The 19072-nt window shown below is 61.3% G+C and carries 17 protein-coding genes and 2 pseudogenes; 8 read left to right on the top strand and 11 right to left on the bottom strand.

Going from position 1 to position 19072, the window contains the following annotated elements:
• Nucleotides 1–37: 37 nt before the first annotated feature.
• Genes ACVWYI_RS24245 through ACVWYI_RS24230 form a run of 4 tightly spaced genes read right to left on the bottom strand, consistent with a single transcriptional unit; the run spans nucleotide 38 to nucleotide 3032 of the window.
• Nucleotides 38–466, bottom strand: a complete 429-nt coding sequence (locus tag ACVWYI_RS24245) for an HIT family protein (RefSeq protein ID WP_247340675.1) — start codon at nucleotides 464–466, stop codon at nucleotides 38–40.
• Nucleotides 467–517: 51 nt separating this feature from the next.
• Nucleotides 518–1759, bottom strand: coding sequence for a GNAT family N-acetyltransferase (locus ACVWYI_RS24240; RefSeq protein ID WP_456664570.1), 1242 nt, complete (start codon nucleotides 1757–1759; stop codon nucleotides 518–520).
• A 53-nt stretch (nucleotides 1760–1812) separates the two neighbouring features.
• Nucleotides 1813–2559 carry a glycerophosphodiester phosphodiesterase gene (locus ACVWYI_RS24235; protein WP_456663397.1) on the bottom strand — a complete coding sequence of 249 codons (747 nt, stop codon included), beginning with the start codon at nucleotides 2557–2559 and terminating at the stop codon, nucleotides 1813–1815.
• Nucleotides 2560–2564: 5 nt separating this feature from the next.
• Nucleotides 2565–3032 (bottom strand): RidA family protein, encoded by a 468-nt coding sequence (locus tag ACVWYI_RS24230; protein WP_456663396.1) that lies wholly within the window; start codon nucleotides 3030–3032, stop codon nucleotides 2565–2567.
• A 242-nt stretch (nucleotides 3033–3274) separates the two neighbouring features.
• On the opposite strand from ACVWYI_RS24230, the gene ACVWYI_RS24225 reads away from it, so the two are divergent.
• On the top strand, nucleotides 3275–4120 hold the full coding sequence (locus ACVWYI_RS24225) for a cell envelope integrity EipB family protein (protein ID WP_456663395.1): 846 nt from the start codon (nucleotides 3275–3277) through the stop codon (nucleotides 4118–4120).
• A 162-nt stretch (nucleotides 4121–4282) separates the two neighbouring features.
• Entirely contained in the window at nucleotides 4283–4684 is a 402-nt protein-coding gene (locus ACVWYI_RS24220) for a RidA family protein (RefSeq protein ID WP_354051585.1), read from the top strand.
• Between the two features lie 7 nt (nucleotides 4685–4691).
• Here the strand turns inward: ACVWYI_RS24220 and ACVWYI_RS24215 are convergent.
• The 3 genes and pseudogenes from ACVWYI_RS24215 to ACVWYI_RS24205 form a co-directional block, all read right to left on the bottom strand.
• Nucleotides 4692–5091, bottom strand: a pseudogene (locus tag ACVWYI_RS24215) (ACT domain-containing protein).
• Nucleotides 5091–6395, bottom strand: a complete 1305-nt coding sequence (locus ACVWYI_RS24210) for a DNA polymerase IV (protein ID WP_456663394.1) — start codon at nucleotides 6393–6395, stop codon at nucleotides 5091–5093. The pseudogene ACVWYI_RS24215 and the gene ACVWYI_RS24210 overlap by 1 nt, the downstream one beginning before the upstream one ends.
• Complete coding sequence (locus ACVWYI_RS24205; protein WP_456663393.1) at nucleotides 6392–6703, bottom strand: DUF3572 domain-containing protein; 312 nt, start codon at nucleotides 6701–6703, stop codon at nucleotides 6392–6394. Before ACVWYI_RS24205 ends, ACVWYI_RS24210 begins: the two co-directional genes overlap by 4 nt.
• Nucleotides 6704–6944: 241 nt before the next feature.
• Here ACVWYI_RS24205 and ACVWYI_RS24200 point away from each other — a divergent pair, with 241 nt between their 5' ends.
• Entirely contained in the window at nucleotides 6945–7310 is a 366-nt protein-coding gene (locus tag ACVWYI_RS24200; protein ID WP_247340659.1) for a response regulator, read from the top strand.
• 14 nt (nucleotides 7311–7324) lie between these two features.
• Nucleotides 7325–8698 (top strand): PleD family two-component system response regulator, encoded by a 1374-nt coding sequence (locus ACVWYI_RS24195; RefSeq protein ID WP_456663392.1) that lies wholly within the window; start codon nucleotides 7325–7327, stop codon nucleotides 8696–8698.
• Nucleotides 8699–9516: 818 nt separating this feature from the next.
• On the opposite strand, the gene ACVWYI_RS24190 is transcribed toward ACVWYI_RS24195, so the two are convergent.
• Both ACVWYI_RS24190 and ACVWYI_RS24185 read right to left on the bottom strand, forming a co-directional pair.
• Nucleotides 9517–9789: a hypothetical protein gene (locus ACVWYI_RS24190; RefSeq protein WP_456663391.1), complete on the bottom strand. Its 273-nt coding sequence runs from the start codon at nucleotides 9787–9789 to the stop codon at nucleotides 9517–9519.
• Nucleotides 9790–10563: 774 nt separating this feature from the next.
• Nucleotides 10564–11370 (bottom strand): FkbM family methyltransferase, encoded by an 807-nt coding sequence (locus tag ACVWYI_RS24185; RefSeq protein WP_456663390.1) that lies wholly within the window; start codon nucleotides 11368–11370, stop codon nucleotides 10564–10566.
• A gap of 1155 nt (nucleotides 11371–12525) precedes the next feature.
• Here ACVWYI_RS24185 and ACVWYI_RS24180 point away from each other — a divergent pair.
• Complete coding sequence (locus ACVWYI_RS24180) at nucleotides 12526–13017, top strand: hypothetical protein (protein ID WP_456663389.1); 492 nt, start codon at nucleotides 12526–12528, stop codon at nucleotides 13015–13017.
• Nucleotides 12990–13505, top strand: a complete 516-nt coding sequence (locus ACVWYI_RS24175; RefSeq protein WP_456663388.1) for a hypothetical protein — start codon at nucleotides 12990–12992, stop codon at nucleotides 13503–13505. Before ACVWYI_RS24180 ends, ACVWYI_RS24175 begins: the two co-directional genes overlap by 28 nt.
• Nucleotides 13506–13691: 186 nt before the next feature.
• Here the strand turns inward: ACVWYI_RS24175 and ACVWYI_RS24170 are convergent, their stop codons facing one another.
• Nucleotides 13692–14849, bottom strand: coding sequence for a DegT/DnrJ/EryC1/StrS family aminotransferase (locus ACVWYI_RS24170; RefSeq protein WP_456663387.1), 1158 nt, complete (start codon nucleotides 14847–14849; stop codon nucleotides 13692–13694).
• 180 nt (nucleotides 14850–15029) lie between these two features.
• Here ACVWYI_RS24170 and ACVWYI_RS24165 point away from each other — a divergent pair.
• A pseudogene (locus tag ACVWYI_RS24165) lies at nucleotides 15030–16116 on the top strand (IS5 family transposase).
• Nucleotides 16117–16807: 691 nt separating this feature from the next.
• Here ACVWYI_RS24165 and ACVWYI_RS24160 read toward each other — a convergent pair.
• A complete protein-coding gene (locus ACVWYI_RS24160; RefSeq protein WP_456663386.1) occupies nucleotides 16808–17416 on the bottom strand; it encodes a TetR/AcrR family transcriptional regulator in 609 nt (202 codons plus the stop codon).
• Nucleotides 17417–17545: 129 nt separating this feature from the next.
• Here ACVWYI_RS24160 and ACVWYI_RS24155 point away from each other — a divergent pair, with 129 nt between their 5' ends.
• Complete coding sequence (locus ACVWYI_RS24155; RefSeq protein ID WP_456663385.1) at nucleotides 17546–18784, top strand: MFS transporter; 1239 nt, start codon at nucleotides 17546–17548, stop codon at nucleotides 18782–18784.
• Nucleotides 18785–19072: the final 288 nt, after the last annotated feature.

Raw genomic sequence — 19072 nt, 5'->3', positions numbered from 1 at the left:
ATTGCTTCGCTTCGCTCGCAATGACGAGCCGAGAAACTCAAACCTCCTTCAACGCCGCGATCAGCTTGGTCGCGTTCTCTTCCAGCACCTTGACGTCTTCCTTGCGGCTGGCGGGCGGCAGTAGGGCCACTCCGTCGTGGCGCGGCATCACGTGCATGTGGAGATGAAATACCACCTGTCCGCCGGCCGCCTCGTTGAACTGCTGCACGGTGATACCGTCAGCCCTAAACGCTGTCATCGCAGCGGCTGCGATTTTGTGCGCGCCGCGGGCGACATGGGCGTAGTCATCAGGCTTGATGTCGAGGATGTTGCGGGCAGGGGCTTTTGGAATCACCAGCGTGTGGCCTGGTGCCCGCGGCATGATGTCGAGGAAGGCAAGCACGTGCTCATCCTCGTAGACCTTGTGGCAGGGGAATTCGCCGCGCAGAATTTTTGCAAAGATGTTGTTGGTGTCGTAGGCGGTCATGGCGGCAGCTCCCTGGAATTTCGCGCTACTGTCACCAGCAGCAGTGAACCGTCAAGGCGCCTCGTCGGCGCCTTTGCGGAACGGGCCGAGCTCGGCCAGCTCCCGTCCGGCTTCTGCGACATAGGCGCGCTCGCGCTTGAGGTAATCGTCGATGGCGCGGCGCAAGCCGGGATCGGCGATGAAGTGGGCGGAGTGGGTGGTCCGCGGCAGGTAGCCGCGCGCGATCTTGTGCTCACCCTGCGCGCCGGCCTCGACATTCCCCAGGCCGTGTTTGATGGCGAAGTCGATCGCCTGATAATAGCAGACCTCGAAATGCAGGAAGGGATGATGCTCGACCGCACCCCAGTTGCGGCCGAACAGCGTGTCCGAGCCGATGAAGTTGATCGCGCCAGCGATCCAGCGATCGTTGCGGCGTGCCATGATCAGCAGCACGTCCTGGCTCATGGTCTCGCCGATCAGCGAGAAGAATTCCCGCGTCAGATACGGCCGGCCCCATTTGCGCGAGCCGGTCTCCATGTAGAATTGAAAGAAGGCGTCCCAGGCATCCTCGGTGATGTCTTTGCCCGTGAGCCAGTGGATGGTGACCCCGGCGGCCAGTGCATCGCGCCGCTCGCGCTTGATCGACTTGCGGTGGCGTGAGTTCAGCGTCGCCAGGAAATCGTCGAACGTCGCAAAGCCCGGGTTGTGCCAGTGGAACTGCTGGTCGGTGCGTTGGAGGAAGCCGTGCTTCCCGAGCAGCTTCCACTCCGCCTCGCGCGCGAAGGTAACGTGCACCGAAGAGGCCTTGCTGACGCCGCACAGCGCCACCAGCCCGCTCGCCAGCGCCTCCGTGATGCGCTCGTGGTCAACGCCGTTGCGAACTAGCAGCCGCGGCCCCGTCGCCGGCGTGAAGGGAACCGAAACCTGCAGCTTCGGATAATAGCGCCCGCCGGCACGCTCATAGGCATCCGCCCAGCCGCGGTCGAAGACGTATTCGCCTTGCGAATGCGATTTCAGATAGCAGGGCGCTACCCCCGCAACGCGGCCATCGATCTTGGCCACGAGATGCCGAGGCCCCCAGCCGGTGCGGATTGTTGCCGAACCCGATTTCTCGATCGCGGAAAGAAATGCGTGGGAGACAAAGGGGTTATAGGCGGGCCTTGAGAGGCCATGGGAATCGCCTGGAAGCCCGGATGAGGTTTCCTTGCCATGCCCGTTACAAATCTTGACGGGATTGGCGCAGGCGTCCCAATCGTCCGGCGACACTTCGCCAATGGAAGGTACTGCTTCGAGGGTGATTTCGGATGGTGCCATCGTGCCCAAGATCGTGCATTGCAGCAGCGACTTCAAGAGTGGGAACATCAAGCCTACGGCACGAAGCCCTCGAAGATCATCTGGTCTGCATATTGCCCGACCCGCGTCCGCTGCTCGGTCGTGCGCACGGTCCAGCCGAGCAGGGCGCAGCCGAAGACGTTGCGGGCGATCCAGGGGGCGGGGGCCGGGAGGTGGTCGACCTTGAAGGCGACGAAATGCGGCTGGGTCTGGAAGCCGTGGCGCAGGTACAGCATGCTGTCGCGCTGCTCCTGGTTCAGGTAAGCCCAATATTCGTCCTCATAGCTCCGCTGCGCGACGATGCCGCGCGGGAGGGAGGGCAACAGGTCGCGCAGCGCCAGCACCTGGTCGGGATCGAACGACATACCGACCGCGGGCCCCTGATAGGACGCCAGCACCTCGGCCATCCGCTTCACCAGCTTGCGGTCGCCGTCAAAATGGCTTTTGACCTCGATCACCAGCGGCACGCGGCCGGCGACCATGCTGCAGAGGTCGGAGAGCGACATCATCCGCTCGGCCGTGTCCTTGAACGCGACGGCCTTCAGCTCGGCGGCGGTCTTCTCGACCAGCGCGCCGGCGGCTTTGGTCAGGCGGCCCAGCTCATGGTCGTGATGCACCATCGCCTCGCCGTCGGACGACAGCTGGATGTCGACTTCGATCGAGAAATTGTCCGCGATCGCAGCCTGAACCGCGCCCGGCATGTTCTCGACGATTCCGCGGGAAATGTCGTGCAGGCCGCGATGGGCGACCGGCCGGGCTGTCAGCCAATCGGGAGCGCGCATTCCGCTCAGGCGACCTCGAACACGCCGTCGACCTCAACCGCCGCATCCGCGGGCAGCGAGGCGACGCCGACGGTGGTGCGGGCATGGCGGCCCTTGTCGCCGAAGGCGGCCACCATCAGGTCAGAGGCGCCGTTGAGGACCTTGGGCCCGTCCAGGAAGTCCGGCGCCGAGTTGATGAAGCCGCCGAGGCGCACCACGCGAACGACCTTGTCGAGGTCGCCCAGCGCCGCTTTGACCTGGGCCAGCAGATTGACGGCGCAACCGCGGGCGGCCGCCGCGCCGTCTTCGATGGTCACGCCGGCGCCGAGCTTGCCCTTGGCGATCAGCTTGCCGTCGGGGGCGAAGCAGACCTGACCGGAGACGAACAGCACATTACCGGTACGCACGAACGGCACGTAATTGGCCACGGGGGTGGGCGCCTCGTGCAGCTTGATGCCCTGTTCCGCCAGCTTCTGTTCGACCGTGCCCGCCATGTCCGACCTCGTTGTCCAAAATCCATTCGCCCGGGCGCATCCGTTGCAGTCCGGGCGCGCCCTGTTTCGCCCATCGTGCCGCCACATGCAAGCAAGCCCAAGGGCCTGCAAGGGGCCGCATCTTGTCGAGGTGGGGCAGGTGGTTCAACTGTAGCCGCAACTTTACGTGAAACGGCCTCAGTTGCGACGCAATGGAACGTTCATTAAAATGTCAAATTTGCGCTTTCCCCAAGGGACCAGACATGCTGCACCTTTTCCGGACTTCGCTCGGTGTGACGGCGCTCGCGGCGGCCACTTTCGGTCCCGGAGGCGTCGCGCAGGCGGCCAACGGTCCATTCCTCTCGCATCAGGCACTCTACGATTTGAGCCTGGTGAAATCGCGCTCCAATTCGGTCAACAGCGCGCGCGGTCGCATCCTCTACAATTTCGCCGGCAGTTCGTGCGAGGGCTACACCTCCGAATTCCGCCAGGTCTCCGAGCTCGACAGCGGCGAGGGCAAGGTCACGCTTAGCGACCTCCGCTCCAATTCCTGGGAGGACGCCGCCGGCAAAAGCTACCGCTTCAAGATCGAGACGCGGATGAACGAGGCGGATGCCGGCCGGGTCGACGGCTCGGCCGAGCGCGACGGCGACCACATCAACGTCAAGCTGAAGCTGCCGGCGCCGAAGAGCTTTACGCTCGACGGCAAGATCGTATTCCCGACCGAACAGATCCAGCGCATCATTGCCGCCGCCAAGGACGGCAAGTCGCTGCTCGAGCTCTCCGTCTATGACGGCTCCGACGATGGCCAGAAGGTCTACAACACGCTGACCGTGATCGGCCAACCGATCCCGGCCGAGCGCGAGGGCTCGCCCGATCCGTCGACGTCCGACGAGCACATGAAGTCGCTCAAGCGTTGGCCCGTGACCGTCAGCTATTTCGACCGCGAGGCCCAGCAGAAGGAAGGCGAGCAGACGCCGGTCTACGCGATGGCGTTCGAGCTCTACGAAAACGGCGTCTCGCGCCAGCTCGTGCTCGATTACAACGATTTTGTGATTTCGGGCGCGATGGGCAAGTTCGACGCGAAGGACAGCAAGCCCTGCAATTGAGGGTTTTTTCGTCATTGCGAGCGAAGCGAAGCAATCCAGACTCCCTCCGCGGAAAGATTCTGGATTGCTTCGTCGCAAGAGCTCCTCGCAATGACGGGGCTGGCTCTCCGCTCCCTCTCCAGCTACGCTCCCTCCCAATCACTGACATACGGGAGGCCAACCATGCCCAAGCTCGATCATCTCCGGCCCAGCGGCCTGCATCACAATCCGGCCTATTCGCACGTCGTCACCGCCACGGGGGCGCGGACCATCTACATCTCCGGCCAGGTGTCGGTGGACGAGGAGGGACGGATCGTAGGCGAGGGCGATCTCGCCGCGCAGACCACGCAGGTGATGCAGAATCTCGGCCACGCGCTGAAAGCGGCCGGCGCGAGCTACGCCAACATCGTCAAGATCACGACCTTCGTCGTGAACTACAAGCCGGAGCTGCGCCCGATCATCGGCAAGGCCCGCTCGGCCTTCTTCGAAGGCATGGAGCCGCCGGCCTCTACCCTCGTCGGTGTCTCCGCGCTCGCCGCGCCGGAGTGGATGATCGAGATCGAGGCGATCGCGGTCGCGGATTGATTTCGGGCTACGCTCCAGACGCCTCTTGCAAAACAGCCATCGCTTCGTCGGCCCGGTCAGCAGGCACGAAGAGATGGTCGTGATAAAAGGCCGACACGGCGTTCACGCTGATGCCGGCTGCGGCGAGACGCGCCGTGATCGCCGCCAGAAAGCCTACTGCATCGAGTGCGGAGTGAACCGTCAGCGTGATTAGGCGCGAGGCGAACGCGTAGCTTAGGCCTGCTGCTTCGGCCTCTTCGCGAGGGATCACGAGCGTGATGCCCTCCCGTTCGCGAAACGTCAGCAGCGGACTGAGCGCGGCGGGAATCGGCTGGGTCTGTCGGGATCGCGCAGAACACGAAGATGCCTGGCCGCATCTCCGGCTTCATGTGTCTCAGCAGCGCGTCGAGATCGCGTTCGCCTGTCATCACTCCTGCGCCTTCTCCGGCCCCTCATAGGCGATGCCTCGGATCACCGCGGCGCTGCCGAATTTTTTACGCAAGCTGTCCACCGCGCGCTCGGTGTGGGCGGCGCGGCGGTCGAGCATGTCGGTGTCGTCGGCGACCGAGCCCTCGCGCAGTGCGCTGACGCCGGCGCCCATCAGGCGGAAGGCGGTGCCGTCGATCTCCTTGGCCAGCATCTCGCGGCAGATCGAGAAGATCTTTGCGGCAAGCTGCGTTGGGGCTGCGATCGACTGCGAGCGCGTACGCTGGCGGAAGTCGGCGGTCTTCAATTTCAACGTGACGGCGGAGCCGGCAAGCTCGCTGCTCTTCAGCCGCGACGACGTCTTCTCGCACAGCCGCCATAGGATCCGCTCCAGCGCCGCGAAATCGCGGATGTCGGTCTCGAACGTCGTCTCGCTCGAGATCGTCTTGGCGCCCCGATCAGGCTCAACGCGGCGGTCGTCGATGCCGCGCGCGAGCCGCCACAGCCTGCGGCCCTCGCTCGGAAACTGCCGCATCATCTCAATCTCGTCGGCCTTTTGCAGATCGGCGATGATGCGGAAGCCGCGTTGCACCAGGCGCTCCTGCGTGGCCGGTCCGACGCCGAAGATGAAGCCGACCGGCCTCGAAGCCAGCATCTCGCGGGCTTCCTCCTGGTCGAGCGCGGCAAAGCCGCGCGGCTTGTCGAGGTCGGAGGCGATCTTGGCCAGAAACTTGTTGCAGGAGAGGCCGACCGAGACGCTGATGCCGATATCGCGCTCGATGTTTTGCGCGAACCGCGCCAGCACCTTGGCCGGGATCATGCCGTGCACCCGCTCGGTGCCGGAGAGATCGAGGAAGGCCTCGTCGATCGAGAGCGGCTCGACCAGCGGCGTCAGCGCCTGCATGGCCTGGCGAACCTCGCGCCCGACCCGGACATATTTGGCCATGTCGGGCCCGATCACCGTCGCGTGCGGGCAGGCTTCCAACGCCTTGTACATCGGCATGGCCGAGCGCACGCCATACGTGCGTGCGATGTAGCAGGCGGCCGACACCACGCCGCGTTTTCCCCCGCCGATGATGACGGGCTTGTCGGCGATCTCAGGATTGTCGCGCTTCTCGACCGTCGCGTAGAAGGCGTCGCAGTCGATATGGGCGATGGTCAGGGTTGCGAGCGCACGGTGGCGGACGACGCGAGGGGAACCGCAGGCGGAACAGCGCCGCAGGCCCAGGCTTTGGATGGCCATGTCCAGATCGGCCGAACAATCCCGGCAAAAGCAGAGAGGCCCGGCCGCCTCCGGAGCGGTCACGGCACGTCGCGCTCCCAATGGCGGTCGCCGAGCGCTTCGCCCAGGACCTGCCGCGCCGCAGCAACGTTGGTCGGATGCAGCTCCGCAGTGTCCGCAAAGGCCTTCACGGTGGCGTCATCGCGCATCACGAAATCGAGCACGCTGAGGAGGAAATTCGGGTCCGAGGCGGCATTGCGCAACATCTCCGGGCCGACCCCCGTCTCGGCCAGGAACAGGCCTAGCCGCTCAGGCTCGCCGGCGACGAAGGATAGCGCCTGAAGCGCAACGATTTCAGCGACTTCGCGGGGGTTGTGAACAGGCTTTTTCACGTGGCCGGTTTGCCTTTCCGTTAACTTTCAGTGTCTACTTTGGAGTCATCATGCCCGAGTCTCGTGCCCAAGTCTTGCGACCCCGGACAAGCAACTGGAAACCACATCGCAGAAAGTCGGCCCCCGGGTTTAACGAAACTCAAGCGAATCTGAGGCTAGTTTGAATCCAGTTTTCGAAGCGCCGGTGAGCGGCGCCTGAGGCGGCACATGTATCGGTCTGTGGACCAAACAGGAGGGCGGGATGGCTAAGACCGTCCTGATCGTGGAAGACAACGAGCTCAACATGAAGCTCTTCCGCGACCTGTTGGAAGCGCACGGCTACCAGACCTCGGGTACCAGCAACGGCTACGAGGCGCTCGACCTCGTGCGCAAGACGCGGCCCGACCTCGTGCTGATGGATATCCAATTGCCGCAGGTCTCGGGCCTGGAGGTGACGCGCTGGATCAAGGATGATCCGGAGCTGCGCAGCATTCCCGTCGTCGCCGTCACGGCGTTCGCGATGAAGGGCGACGAAGAGCGCATCCGCGAGGGCGGCTGCGAAGCCTATTTGTCCAAGCCGATCTCGGTCGGCAAATTTATCGAGACGGTCCGGCGTTTCATCGGATAGGAAGTGAGTTCACAGTGTCCGCGCGTATCCTCGTCGTCGATGACGTCCCTGCCAACGTCAAGCTGCTCGAAGCCCGCCTGTCCGCCGAATATTTCGACGTGATGACCGCCTCGAACGGCACCGAGGCGCTGGCGATCTGCGCCCGTGCCGAATGCGACATCATCCTGCTCGACGTCATGATGCCCGACATCGACGGTTTCGAAGTCTGCCGCCGCCTCAAGACCGATCCGGCGACGCACCACATTCCCGTCGTGATGGTCACCGCGCTCGACAGCCCCGCGGACCGCAACCGCGGGCTGGAAGCCGGCGCCGACGATTTCCTCACCAAACCGGTCTCCGACGTCGTGCTGATTGCGCGCGTGCGCTCGCTGACCCGGTTGAAGATGATGACGGACGAGCTGCGCATGCGCGCCATCACCTCGCTCGAGATCGGCATGCAGGCGCCCGAACGCAGCGCCGTGGCCGACACCGGCAAGGGCGGCCGCATCCTGCTGGTCGACGACCGCGAGTCCTCTTTTGAGCGGCTGGCGACGATCCTGGCCGCCGAGCACACCATCGACGTCGAGCCGAACCCGACGGAAGCGCTGTTCCACGCCGCCGAGGGCAATTACGACCTCCTGATCGTCTCGCTCGACCTCAACAATTTCGACGGGTTGCGGCTATGCAGCCAGGCGCGCTCGCTGGAGCGTACCCGCCACGTGCCGATCCTGGCGATCGCCGATCCCGAGAACTCGACGCGGCTGCTCCGCGGCCTCGAGATCGGCGTCAACGACTACCTGCTGCGTCCCATCGACAAGATCGAGCTGCTGGCGCGCGCCCGCACCCAGATCCGCCGCCGCCGCTACACCGATCATCTGCGCGACAACGTGCAGAACTCGATCGAGATGGCGATCACCGACGCGCTCACCGGGCTGCACAATCGCCGCTACATGGAGAGCCATCTCGCGACGCTGGCCGAGCAGGCCGCGACCCGCGGCAAGCCGCTGGCGCTGATGATTTTGGACATCGACTACTTCAAGTCGATCAACGACAATTACGGCCACGACGCCGGCGACGACGTGCTGCGCGAATTCGCCGTGCGGGTGCGCAAGTCGATCCGCGGCATCGATCTCGCCTGCCGCTACGGCGGCGAGGAATTCGTCATCGTGATGCCGGAGACCGATCTCCACGTCGCCGGCATGGTCGCCGAGCGGCTGCGCCGCTCGATCGCGGGCGAGCCGTTCGCGATCCACAAGGGCACCAAGCGCATCGAAGTCACGATCTCGATCGGGCTGACCACGCTGGAGCAGAAGGGCGAGGCGGTTGGCGACGTCCTCAAGCGCGCCGACACCGCGATGTATCGCGCCAAGCACGACGGCCGCAACCGCGTGGTGTCGCAGGCCGCGTGAGGTCGCTCGCACAGGGCCGCGCGAAAAAAAACGCGAAAACAACCCCATGCACAGTAGCCGGTGATAGTGAAATCAACGGCTTACGTCGGCCGCAAAACAGCTGATGCAGACAGCAACGCCGTTTGACTCGTCGGGCAAAACAGGGGCATGCTGCTAGCATCCCGAACGTCAACAAACAGCGCCGTCATTCCCCGCGACCCGGCTACGCCAAGGCTTCGCCGAGGTGAGGTCCAGTGGCGCCGAAGCTTTTAGCGTGGGCGGCAGGCGGGGAATCCAGTCCGCCGCAGCGTCTCGGCTCAAGCGTTGCTGCCCGCACCGGTGAACGCGGCCTTAGGATGCGGGTCTCGGTATTTTTGGAACAGCAAGCTTGCCGCCGCTGCCGAATGGCTTCGTCTTCCTCGTCGATACCGACGGGGCATTTCTCACGGATGCCGATGGCGCTTACCTGATCGAGGCGGCCTGATGACTATGACTCACACTCTTTCGCCCCTTCGCCGTTGGGTGCGCGACTTCCAAGACTTCAGAGCATTCATCGGGCGGGCGCAAATTCATTAAAGCATGTGAATCTGGAGCAAAAGGACCCCAGCTTCAGGGCGGTGAAGCTGGGGCTGTCTTGAGGCTGCCCTTTGGGGAAGGCAGTCGCCCCTTGGCAAAGGGCAACGGGAAAACTTTGCCATCGGCAGGTCGTTCCAAAGCCATTCGTCGGCCGCAGAATTCCCGGATTTGTTGAGGCAAGCCGCTCCCTCAGGGGTATCGGCTCGCTCTCTTCAAAGGGACCGCTCTTGGACTTTCCGAGAGCGGCTGTTTCGAATGGCTTGTCAGGCAGCCTTTTCCTTGAGTTCGAAGTCCATGGTCCAAGTAGAATTTCCCGGCTGCCTTCGGAATATCCATATCGTCACGGTCGAACCGGGTGGGATGACGATGCTGTCCCCTTCGTGCATCGTGAATTGACGGATGTTGCTTTCGGTCGCCCAAATCGAATGGGAATAAACGTCCTTGTCGCTGGTCTTTGTGCAGCGCAGAACTCCTCCGTTCAAAACGGCGCGGGTGGCGGTCTGGCTGAGGGACGAGTCCATGTGGATGGTAGTCATGGGCAACTCTCCAAAGGGCATGAAAAACGCCAGATGCTTCCTTGGGTCGTTGTTGCGTGTCAAGCGTCACCTGAGACCTTCCACTCCCTTCAAGCCGCTTGATATGTATCGACAAATCGAAACCGCCGCCGCCCTGGGAGGCGACGGCGGTTCTAGCCAAAGGTCCTAATAAAAGGTGGGGCGGCCACCCAATACTACGCTCCGGTGGCGCATGAGCTTGTTTAATATCGAGGCGGAGCGCAAGCCGTTCCTCTCAGGGACGAAGCCTCAGGCGACGTTCGGCAGGTGGGACGAATGTCAGGACCGATATCGATTTTCGAGACTTCGGAGTTTTTGGCGTCGATCGTAGTGTAGGTGCAGCGCAGGCGCGTCGCTCCGCTTCTTTGATCCGGGTTCGAAGTTCTTCCAATTCTGAGAGCTGAGAATTGAGTTCGTTCAACCGTTGGGCAAAAAGGAGACCGGGAGAGTTCTTCATCAATGCCTCCAACACAAAGCCGCTGAAAACTCTTAGCAAAAGAAAGGGCAGGCAGCCGCACTAGGCGGTGAACCGAAGGAAGGTATCGGATTCTAGCCCTGCTTTCTGTGCACTTTTATGAAACTGCTCACATTTTCCGCTGCATTCGAACTTCGGCCCGATTGTAGGGGTGCCGGTCCCCTCCCTTCAGGAAGCCAAGATGCTTTTCAATCCCTTAACCAGCCTGGAAATTCTTCAGGTTGGTTTGGAGGCACTCCCTGGTGTTGTCGGCGAGAATCCACTGGAGATCTTGGAGTGACCTATCTCGTCATAGAAGGCGCAACATATTTGTTATTTAGGTAAAGGATGATCTCGCCTCGGGTGAAGATAGAGAAGTCTCGCTCACCGAAGGCTTTCTGAAAGGCTCGGCTGCTCTTTGCCAACGGCAGCAGCTTCCAGTCATGTGGCTCGATGAAGACTGCGCACACGTCATCCAACCAGGCGAGATTGTCTGTGAAGAGGTCGCTCTCGAATCCTTCGATGTCGATTTTAGCAATAAGCAGCGTTCCGTTTTTTACTTGTTCGAGCGCGTCATCGATGGTCACGATGTCTATTTCGCCCGTCGATGATCGCGCAGTTTCGTGACCCCACGATTGCCCGCTGGAGTTTGAGAGGGTTGCTGAACCCGACTTGGAGCCGATGGCTGCCATAATTGGAATGATGTCGCTGTGACTTTGCGTGTTGTTTTTCAGGACCCCGTAGTTCTTCGGATCGGGTTCAATCGCCACTGTGACAGAGCCTGGATACTTTTCGGAGAACCAGATGCTCGCCAACCCGATATTTGCTCCTGCGTCGACGATTACTGGCGTTTTGCCACTCGAAACAATGTCCGCATGTCTGGCGGCGATCGCCTTCTGTATGACGGTCGTGTTGAACCAGTACTCTTGCTGAACGTAGACCTGACGAAGCGTGAGATAGTCGCTATCACGTCGACGAATGGTGACCCGCGAACTTCCGGGCAGTTGTAGGGAAAGGGCGCCTTCGCCGGACATTGATCGAGCGCCCTGCATGGTAGCGTACAATCCTAGAGCATCGAGGTCGTGCGCCAGATGAGTAATTTTGCTCAAGATTCTTGAAATCATGATCGCCCCACAATCTACTGCGGATCAAAGGTTAACTGTTGCCGGCATGCGCCTACTTACTCAAGCCGCGCGGCAGCGGACGTCACCGACGCGAGATCACTTCTCTCACTGTGTATCCCACAGCAAAGCCACTCGCGAAGATCGCCAGAAATACAAATATACCAATCATTGCGTCCAACTAAACTGCACCATCCTACGTCCTCCGCTGCAATCCCAGCAAGGGCGACCTGTCGGCTTGGTTTAGTCCCTCAGGGATATCGGCTCGCTCTCTTCAGGGGAGCGTCTCTCGGGCATTGGACCGATCTCTTCGTCCCAGCGCTTGGAGAGGTTTAGGGGGAAGCCCACCATCCGTCGGGGAATGGCTCCAGCAAAGTCCAATCGACTTGGTTGTCGTTGTCAGGCGGGCTGATAGCTCCTGCATTCCTGCTTGGTGGCGCGTGGCGACGGAGGCGGACAGACAGGGCGCCCGGTTCACGCCTTCGAAGGCGGCGCGAAGCAGGATGTGTCAAGCGTAATGGAGGCACACCGCGGGCGCTTCGCTCTGCTTCTTCGACTAGACCTCGAAGATATTCCAATTCTGAGAGCTGAGAAGTGAGTTCGCTAAGTTGTTGGGCATAAAGGATTGCGCGAGAGCTTTGCATAAATGTCCTCCCCAGCACAAAAACACTATCGGGAAAAAGTAGAAAACTACCATGGGCGAACATCGGATTTCAATACGTCAGGCTCACTGCCTCAGGGGCGCTGGTTCGGCCAGCGCGGTCCATGACGCGCTCAGGAAGATGTCGGCTGGCCCGGAGGCGATTGAGTGCTCGGGGGCGACTGCAATGGAGGCACAATGCAAGCGCGTCGCTCCGCCTCTTCGACTTTAAGCCGGAGATCTTTCAGATCTGACAGTTGAGAAGAGAGGTCGTTAAACCGTTCAACAAGAAGGGTCGCGTGATCAGCTTGCATCAACGCCTCCTGAGGTCTGCAGACCAAATTGTCCAGACAGCAAAAGGACCCCAGCTTCAGGGCGGTGAAGCTGGGGCTGTTGAGGCTGCCCTGGGGAAGGCAGCCACCCCTTGGCAAAGGGCAACGGGAAAACTTTGCAATCGGCAAGTCGTTCCAAGCCCATTCGTCGGCCCCAGAATACCCAGATTGTTGACGCAAGCCGCTCCCTCAGAGAGTGCGAACGGACTTCTGCGCGGCAATGTTTGGATTGACTTCACAACGATGCCGAACGGCGCGCCCGGCAACGCGCAAACGGGTGAAAGGCTCTGGCTGGCCTATTACGGGGTAGGGCCGTCCGCGGAAGTCGAAAACGGCGCCCTGGTCGTCAAGAGTGTGACGGCAACTTACAACACGCTCAAATGCCGGGAGGAAATCGAAGAGGTCATTGCAGAGACCTCGTTCAGCGACGCCAACGACGTGCAGGCTTTGACCTTGGTGCCGGGGGAAGGGCAACTGGCCGTTGGTGCGTATAGCGCCCACTTCTCATACACCGCCGGCTCCTACCAGATCCAGTACTACGCGCAGGATGTGAGCGGCAACATCACCAATCCGATCGAGGCATCCGGCACGTTCGCCAACCTGCCTTACGGTCAAAGACGCGCATCGGGTTCAAGATGGTGCCCGGCGTCGGCTTCTATCTGATCCTCCCGACGACGCGATACGGCACAAGGACTGAGTTGATTTTAGCTCCGAATACGGCAGCCCGCATCAATCATTGCGTCACGTTCGAGCACTATCGGAATGCCGCGGGCGTGCCTGGTGGCAAGTTCTACGCGGTCGCTGCAAATCTGTTCGCGAGCCCCGAGGCGGCTGGCAAGACCAACCTGTTTGTTTCGCCGGGCGACTTCACGAACGCGGCTTGGACGAGGCAGGAGCTCGGGATGCCGACGTCTTCACCTCCAGGCCAGCAGTTGCTGGAGACGACCACCAACTACTTCCATCAGGTCTTCCAGAACTATGCGGGCATTCCGGCGGCAAGGCCGACGCGCATGTCACTGCGTTTCGATGTACGTTCCGTCGGGCGGGATTGGGTGTCGGTCATCTGCTACGACGGATTGGTGCAGGGCGCGGCGTTCGCCCGCCTGAACCTCGCGACGGGCGAGATCGGTACGGGCCGCCGGGACATGTAAAAACCAATACGCGATGATCCATCCGCTGCCCAACGGCGACAAGCGAGTGCAGTCAGAGTTTCTGACCAACGCGACGGGGGGAGCGCCCGATGGCATCTGCGCCGCGATCGGCACGCTTCTTGCCAGCGACGGGTCCGGTGACACGTTCCTCGGCGATCCGGCAAAGGGCTTGGTGGTGTACACTCCCTATCTGTTTGTTCGATACGCGGCAGGAGCAGATGAGTTGTCCGAGCAAAACGAGACGATTGCGCGCGTGATATACTCCACCTCTTCTCGCGAGATGGTCGGGAAAATTGGAAGGCACAAACCGTTCTCGAAACCGAAAGTTGAGTTGGGGAAGTCCAGATTTTGATGTGACAGTGACCAATCCGTTCCTTTGAAGTGATCGCCAAAGCAGGGCTGATTATGCATCGGGTGGAAGAAGCCGCGGGATTGAACGCCTTGCGACTCCAAGTGCAGCGCGAGCTGCTTTGCGCGTTCGTAAATCAAAACACATCTAAATGGGACATGAGTGCTCTCCGGGCTTGGGCCAAGAAGACGAATGCTATCGATGCATGCTAAGCCCTGCTTGTACCACTCGTAGATAATCCGTTTGCGCTCGATTATTGTGTCAAGTCTGCCCAATTGAGCGAGCCCGATGCCGGCTTGAATATCCGTTATTCGAAAGTTGTAGCCAACGGCCGCGTGCACGAAGTTTCCCGAGTTTAATCGTCCTTGGTTCCTTAAGTGCCTTAACCGGTCGAAAATCTCAGCGGTTTGGCAGACCACAAATCCCCCTTCGCCGGTCGTGATCGTTTTGTCGGCAAAGAATGAAAAGCAGCCAACGTCGCCGAAGCTCCCAACGTGCTTTCCACGATGACTGACGCCAATTCCTTGAGCAGCATCTTCAATAACTTTAAGCCCGTGACGCTGAGCGAAGGCTCCGACTTCGATCATGTCGCACGCAGTCCCGTACAAATGAACAGGCATGATCGCGCGTGTGCGCGACCCCGTTTTCTGTGCGGCATGCGCAATATCGATTTGGAAGGTTCTCGGCTCCACATCCACGAACACGGGAATGGCGCCGCACAAAATCACCGCGCCGGCGGACCCGATGAAAGTGATGTCAGGAACTAGGACTTCGTCACCTGGACCGATACCAAGTGCCATCAGCCCCAAGGCCAACGCGAGCGTTCCGTTCGGGGCGAAGACTCCAAATGGAGCTCCGATCAGGGTCTTCAGCCTGTCAGCAAATTCAACGCTCTTTGGACCTTCAGTAATCCAATTGTTTGCGATCGCACTGATTGCACCCGCGATCTCGGGCTCGCCGAGCCAAGGGCGAACTTGTGGGATGGAAATTGCCATTTGCGCTGAGAAATCTCCTAAATATGAGTGCCGCCGGTTCTTGGTAATTCGGGCGGCCGTTCCGCGCGGTCGAGATATTGATCCAGCTCAAAACCATCTCTAGCAGTCTGCTGAAAAACCGCCTCGCCAGGAAGGGGACTTGATGATTCACTTTATCATCTCGAATCGGCGGAGACGATCATGCGCGGCAGGTTTACGGATCAGGGCGGCCTGTTTTCGTACATCGCGCCGGATAAAACGTGTGCCAGCGAACCATCCGCTGCGGAAGGTCCGGGAACTTGTCCGGGATGTTTTGAATGATTTGAACCGCAGCCTTGGAAAGCTATACGCCAGCGAGGGACGTCCTTCGATCCCTCCGGAGCAATTGCTGAGCGCCTTGCTGCTGCAGGTGTTCTACGGCATCCGCTCGGAACGCCAGCTGATGGAGCAACTGGACTACAATCTTTTGTATCGCTGGTTCGTGGGACTGTCGCCGGACGATCCGGTCTGGGACCCGACCACCTTTACCAAGAACCGGGAGCGGCTGCAGAACGGCGATGTGTTCACGAAGTTCATGACCAGGCTTCTGAACCATTCTCAGGTCAAGCCGCTATTGTCGGACGAGCATTTTTCGGTGGACGGAACGCTGATCGAAGCCTGGGCTTCGCAGAAGAGTTTTCGCCCCAAGGACGGCAGCGGCGACGATGATGACGGCGCCAACTTCCATGGCCAGAAACGCAAGAACGACACCCATGCGAGCACCAGTGACCCGGACAGCAGGCTTTATCGCAAGGCGGCCGGACGGGAGGCCAAGCTTTGCTATATGGGCCACGCCACCATGGAGAACCGGCATGGGCTGGCGGTGGCCGGCAGGGTCACGCATGCCAATGGCACCGCCGAACGCCGGGCTGCGGAGGTCATGCTGAAGGCGAGACGCAAAGCCGCAGGTCGCCGCATCACGGCTGGTGAGGACAAGGCATACGATACGGCCGATCATGTCGCCAACCTTCGCGCCATCGGCGTGACGCCGCATGTGACACAGAACCAGGCCATCACCAAAACCGGCAAGAACCGTAACAGCGCGATCGACGAACGAACCACGCGGCATCCGGGATACGGCATGTCGCAATCGCGCCGGGCGATGGTCGAGTGCATTTTCGGATGGGGCAAGCAGCATGGCACCATGCGCAAGACCAAACATCGGGGCATCGCTCGCGTCGCCGCCGACTTCCTGCTTAATCTGATCGCCTATAACCTGATCCGAATTCCCAAACTGCTCGCCGCATAGCCACCCCGCGCCGGGGCACACTCAATAACAAGCTAGAAATTACATCCAACTCTACCGCGCCGCTCCAAAAACGACCGGCGGAAAAATGAAAATTCTCCATTTCAAGGTTTTTCAGCAGACTGCTAGCGCGACAGTCCTTTCATAGAGCAGGCGCACAGCTCGCTCCAGCCAGCTGTATGATTAACCTAACTTGTCAAGGTTAAGAGGCGTTGCCGGCTGCGACTGTCCTCACTTGAACAAAGCTCCGATTGTCCAAGCGAGCCCTCGGGTCAAGAAGTAAAGCCAGGCCGCCGTCGCGATGAAGATGGCACGAAGTAGAGTACTGCGACCGCCGTGTTTGGGATGGCGCGCCTTTGGGACGTGTTTGCCGCGTTGCTTTCGGCCTCAGGCTGCTGACGGCTCATAGTTCACCAGGGTCGACCGGCAAGGATACGTAACGCAACTCGGAAGGGTCTGTTGCGGTCGCACTGCCATTGGCCTTGGGTCGCAGTCGTGCAACGTTGAGCTTTCGGTAATCTAACCTAATCAACCTTAAGAGCGTCACTCTGCCCTGTCGCTCCCTCAGGGATATCGGCTCGCTCTCTTCAAGAGATCGAAGGTGAAGCACGGTGAACTGGGTTGGACGTTCGGGGCGTGCTCGCCTATCCGGGCTCTTGCGGCGAGCGGATCGGGCTCTGATCTTTCAGCTGCTTCAGGGATACCGGGCCGCCCGCTTGCCTGGCTTCACTGCAGCCTTATCTCCCACATCCACCCCCGCATTCCGCAGCAGCACCTTCGCCGCTTCCTTCGCCGCGCGCGCCATCGCGGGATCGTCGCGCACGAGGTCCTGCGCGATCGAGCCGTCGACCAGCAGCACGAGCTGTGTTGCCAGTGTCTCCGCGTCCGTAACGCCGAGTTCGTTCAGCCGGTCGCGAAACCAGACGCGGCGGCTTTCCTTGAAGGCGATTGCGATCTTCTTCACGGCGCGGTCCGCCGGGCCAAGCTCGGCGACCGCGTTCACGAACGGGCAGCCGCGAAAATCCTTGGCCGCAAAACGCCGCTCCAGCGAATCGAAGGTCGCGAGGATCTGCTCGGCCGGGGCCTTGTCGGAGGCGCGGGGCTGCACGAAGCGGCGTTCGAGATACGCCGCGATCAGCGCGTCTTTGGAGGGGAAGTGATTGTAGAGCGTGCGCTTGGAGATGCCGATCTCGGCCGCGATGGTATCGACGCCGATGGCGCGAATGCCTTGCAAATAGAACAGCTTGTCGGCGGTCTCGAGGATCCGCTCTTTCATCGTCTGTGGGGTGGGCGGGGGAGCCATGCGGCGGTGAATGTCCTGTTCGCTTGACAGCGCACTCTATCCATAGCCTAAGTACACAGGTCTGTGTAACCAAAATTAACGAGCGATGCAGACGACGGCGCGCGCGCCGCACCGATGAGGGAGAAGAAAATGCCCCTGCTGCAGGTCCTGCGTCCGACATTGCCTATCCTGATCGGCGCCTCGATCATGCTGACGCTGAGCATGGGGCTGCGGCAGAGCCTCGGCATCTTCATGCAGCCGCTGACGCACGACATTCATCTGTCGATCTCCGACTTCACGCTGGCGCTGGCCGTGCAGAATCTCGCCTGGGGCTTTCTCCAGCCGCCTATCGGCGCGCTGACCGTGCGCTACGGCTTTCGTCCGATCATGATCGTCGGGTCGTTCATGTACATCGCGGGCCTGGTGCTGATGGCGACCGCCAACGGGCTCGTCAGCATCATGATCGGTGCCGGCGTGTTGATCGGGACGTCGCTGGCTTGCACCGCGGCTGCGATCGCGATGTCGGTGGCGGCGCGCGCGGTGCCGGCGACGGTGCGCTCCACCGTGCTCGGCATCGTTTCTGGAGCGGGCTCGCTCGGCGCACTGCTGTCGGCGCCGATCGGGCAGATGCTCAACGAGGGATTCGGCTGGCGCGCCGGCCTCGCCGGCTTCGTCGTCATGTCGGTGCTGATGATCCCTGCGGCCTGGTATGCCGGGCGTGTCGACGCGATCCCGCTGCCGAAGCCAGCCGCCGATGACATCGGCGATGCAACGGCCGCGACCGCGGCGAGGACCGCGTTCGGCAACGCATCCTTCGTGGTGATGACCTGCGCCTATCTCGTCTGCGGCATGCAGCTCGTGTTCCTCACCACGCACCTGCCGTCTTATCTCGCGATCTGCGGCCTCGATCCGATGCTGAGCGCGCAGACGCTGGGCATGATCGGCGGCTTCAATGTGCTGGGATCGCTGTTCTTCGGCTGGGCCGGCCAGCGCTGGAACAAGCTGGCGCTACTCGGCGGTATCTACATCCTGCGCTCGCTCGCACTCGCCTGGTACTTCATGCTGCCTGCGACGCCGGCCTCGACGCTATTGTTCGGCGCGATCATGGGCTTCCTCTGGATGGGCGTCGGCCCGCTGGTCGCGGGCGCGGTCGCCGAGATGTTCGGCTTGCGCTGGCAGGCGATGATCCAGGGCCTCGCCTTCATGAGCCACCAGATCGGCAGCTTCCTCGGCGCGTATGGAGGAGGGGTGATCTACGACGCGCTCGGCTCCTACACCATGGCCTGGCGCATCGGCGTGGCGCTCGGCCTCGCCGGTGGCATCATCCAGGTCGCGTTCGCGCTGATCCGGCCGTCGCATCCCCCGGCGCCGGTGTTACGGACGGCGTAGGCGGGGCGTGTGGTCGCTATCGTCAGTTTGCGAGCTTTGAACGGACGCCACGCTGCTTGGTCGTGATGGGCCGCTTGTGACCCAAACCGGCATGAGGGCCCTGATGAAGGTCCGCATAAAAATCCATTCAATGCCGGAAATGCATAGTCCTAAAAATGGCTATGCGCCAATCTTCGACCGATGAATATCCCCTCAAAACGGCCGCTGCAAAGACTGCTCGCCGGCCGAGCATCAAGTCGAAGTGACGTGCTTACGGCCGATTGATTTAGGTCCGTGCGCGACGCGAAC

Source organism: Bradyrhizobium sp. LB13.1, from assembly GCF_054056815.1.
This window is presented reverse-complemented; position numbering and strand designations above follow the sequence as displayed.

Excerpts from the sequence above, each read along its gene's own strand:
- ACVWYI_RS24245 (WP_247340675.1), bottom strand. The coding sequence starts at position 466 with ATGACCGCCTACGACACCAACAACATCTTTGCAAAAATTCTGCGCGGC.
- ACVWYI_RS24240 (WP_456664570.1), bottom strand. The coding sequence starts at position 1,759 with ATGGCACCATCCGAAATCACCCTCGAAGCAGTACCTTCCATTGGCGAA.
- ACVWYI_RS24235 (WP_456663397.1), bottom strand. The coding sequence starts at position 2,559 with ATGCGCGCTCCCGATTGGCTGACAGCCCGGCCGGTCGCCCATCGCGGC.
- ACVWYI_RS24230 (WP_456663396.1), bottom strand. The coding sequence starts at position 3,032 with ATGGCGGGCACGGTCGAACAGAAGCTGGCGGAACAGGGCATCAAGCTG.
- ACVWYI_RS24225 (WP_456663395.1), top strand. The coding sequence starts at position 3,275 with ATGCTGCACCTTTTCCGGACTTCGCTCGGTGTGACGGCGCTCGCGGCG.
- ACVWYI_RS24220 (WP_354051585.1), top strand. The coding sequence starts at position 4,283 with ATGCCCAAGCTCGATCATCTCCGGCCCAGCGGCCTGCATCACAATCCG.
- ACVWYI_RS24200 (WP_247340659.1), top strand. The coding sequence starts at position 6,945 with ATGGCTAAGACCGTCCTGATCGTGGAAGACAACGAGCTCAACATGAAG.
- ACVWYI_RS24190 (WP_456663391.1), bottom strand. The coding sequence starts at position 9,789 with ATGACTACCATCCACATGGACTCGTCCCTCAGCCAGACCGCCACCCGC.
- ACVWYI_RS24175 (WP_456663388.1), top strand. The coding sequence starts at position 12,990 with ATGGTGCCCGGCGTCGGCTTCTATCTGATCCTCCCGACGACGCGATAC.
- ACVWYI_RS24170 (WP_456663387.1), bottom strand. The coding sequence starts at position 14,849 with ATGGCAATTTCCATCCCACAAGTTCGCCCTTGGCTCGGCGAGCCCGAG.
- ACVWYI_RS24160 (WP_456663386.1), bottom strand. The coding sequence starts at position 17,416 with ATGGCTCCCCCGCCCACCCCACAGACGATGAAAGAGCGGATCCTCGAG.
- ACVWYI_RS24155 (WP_456663385.1), top strand. The coding sequence starts at position 17,546 with ATGCCCCTGCTGCAGGTCCTGCGTCCGACATTGCCTATCCTGATCGGC.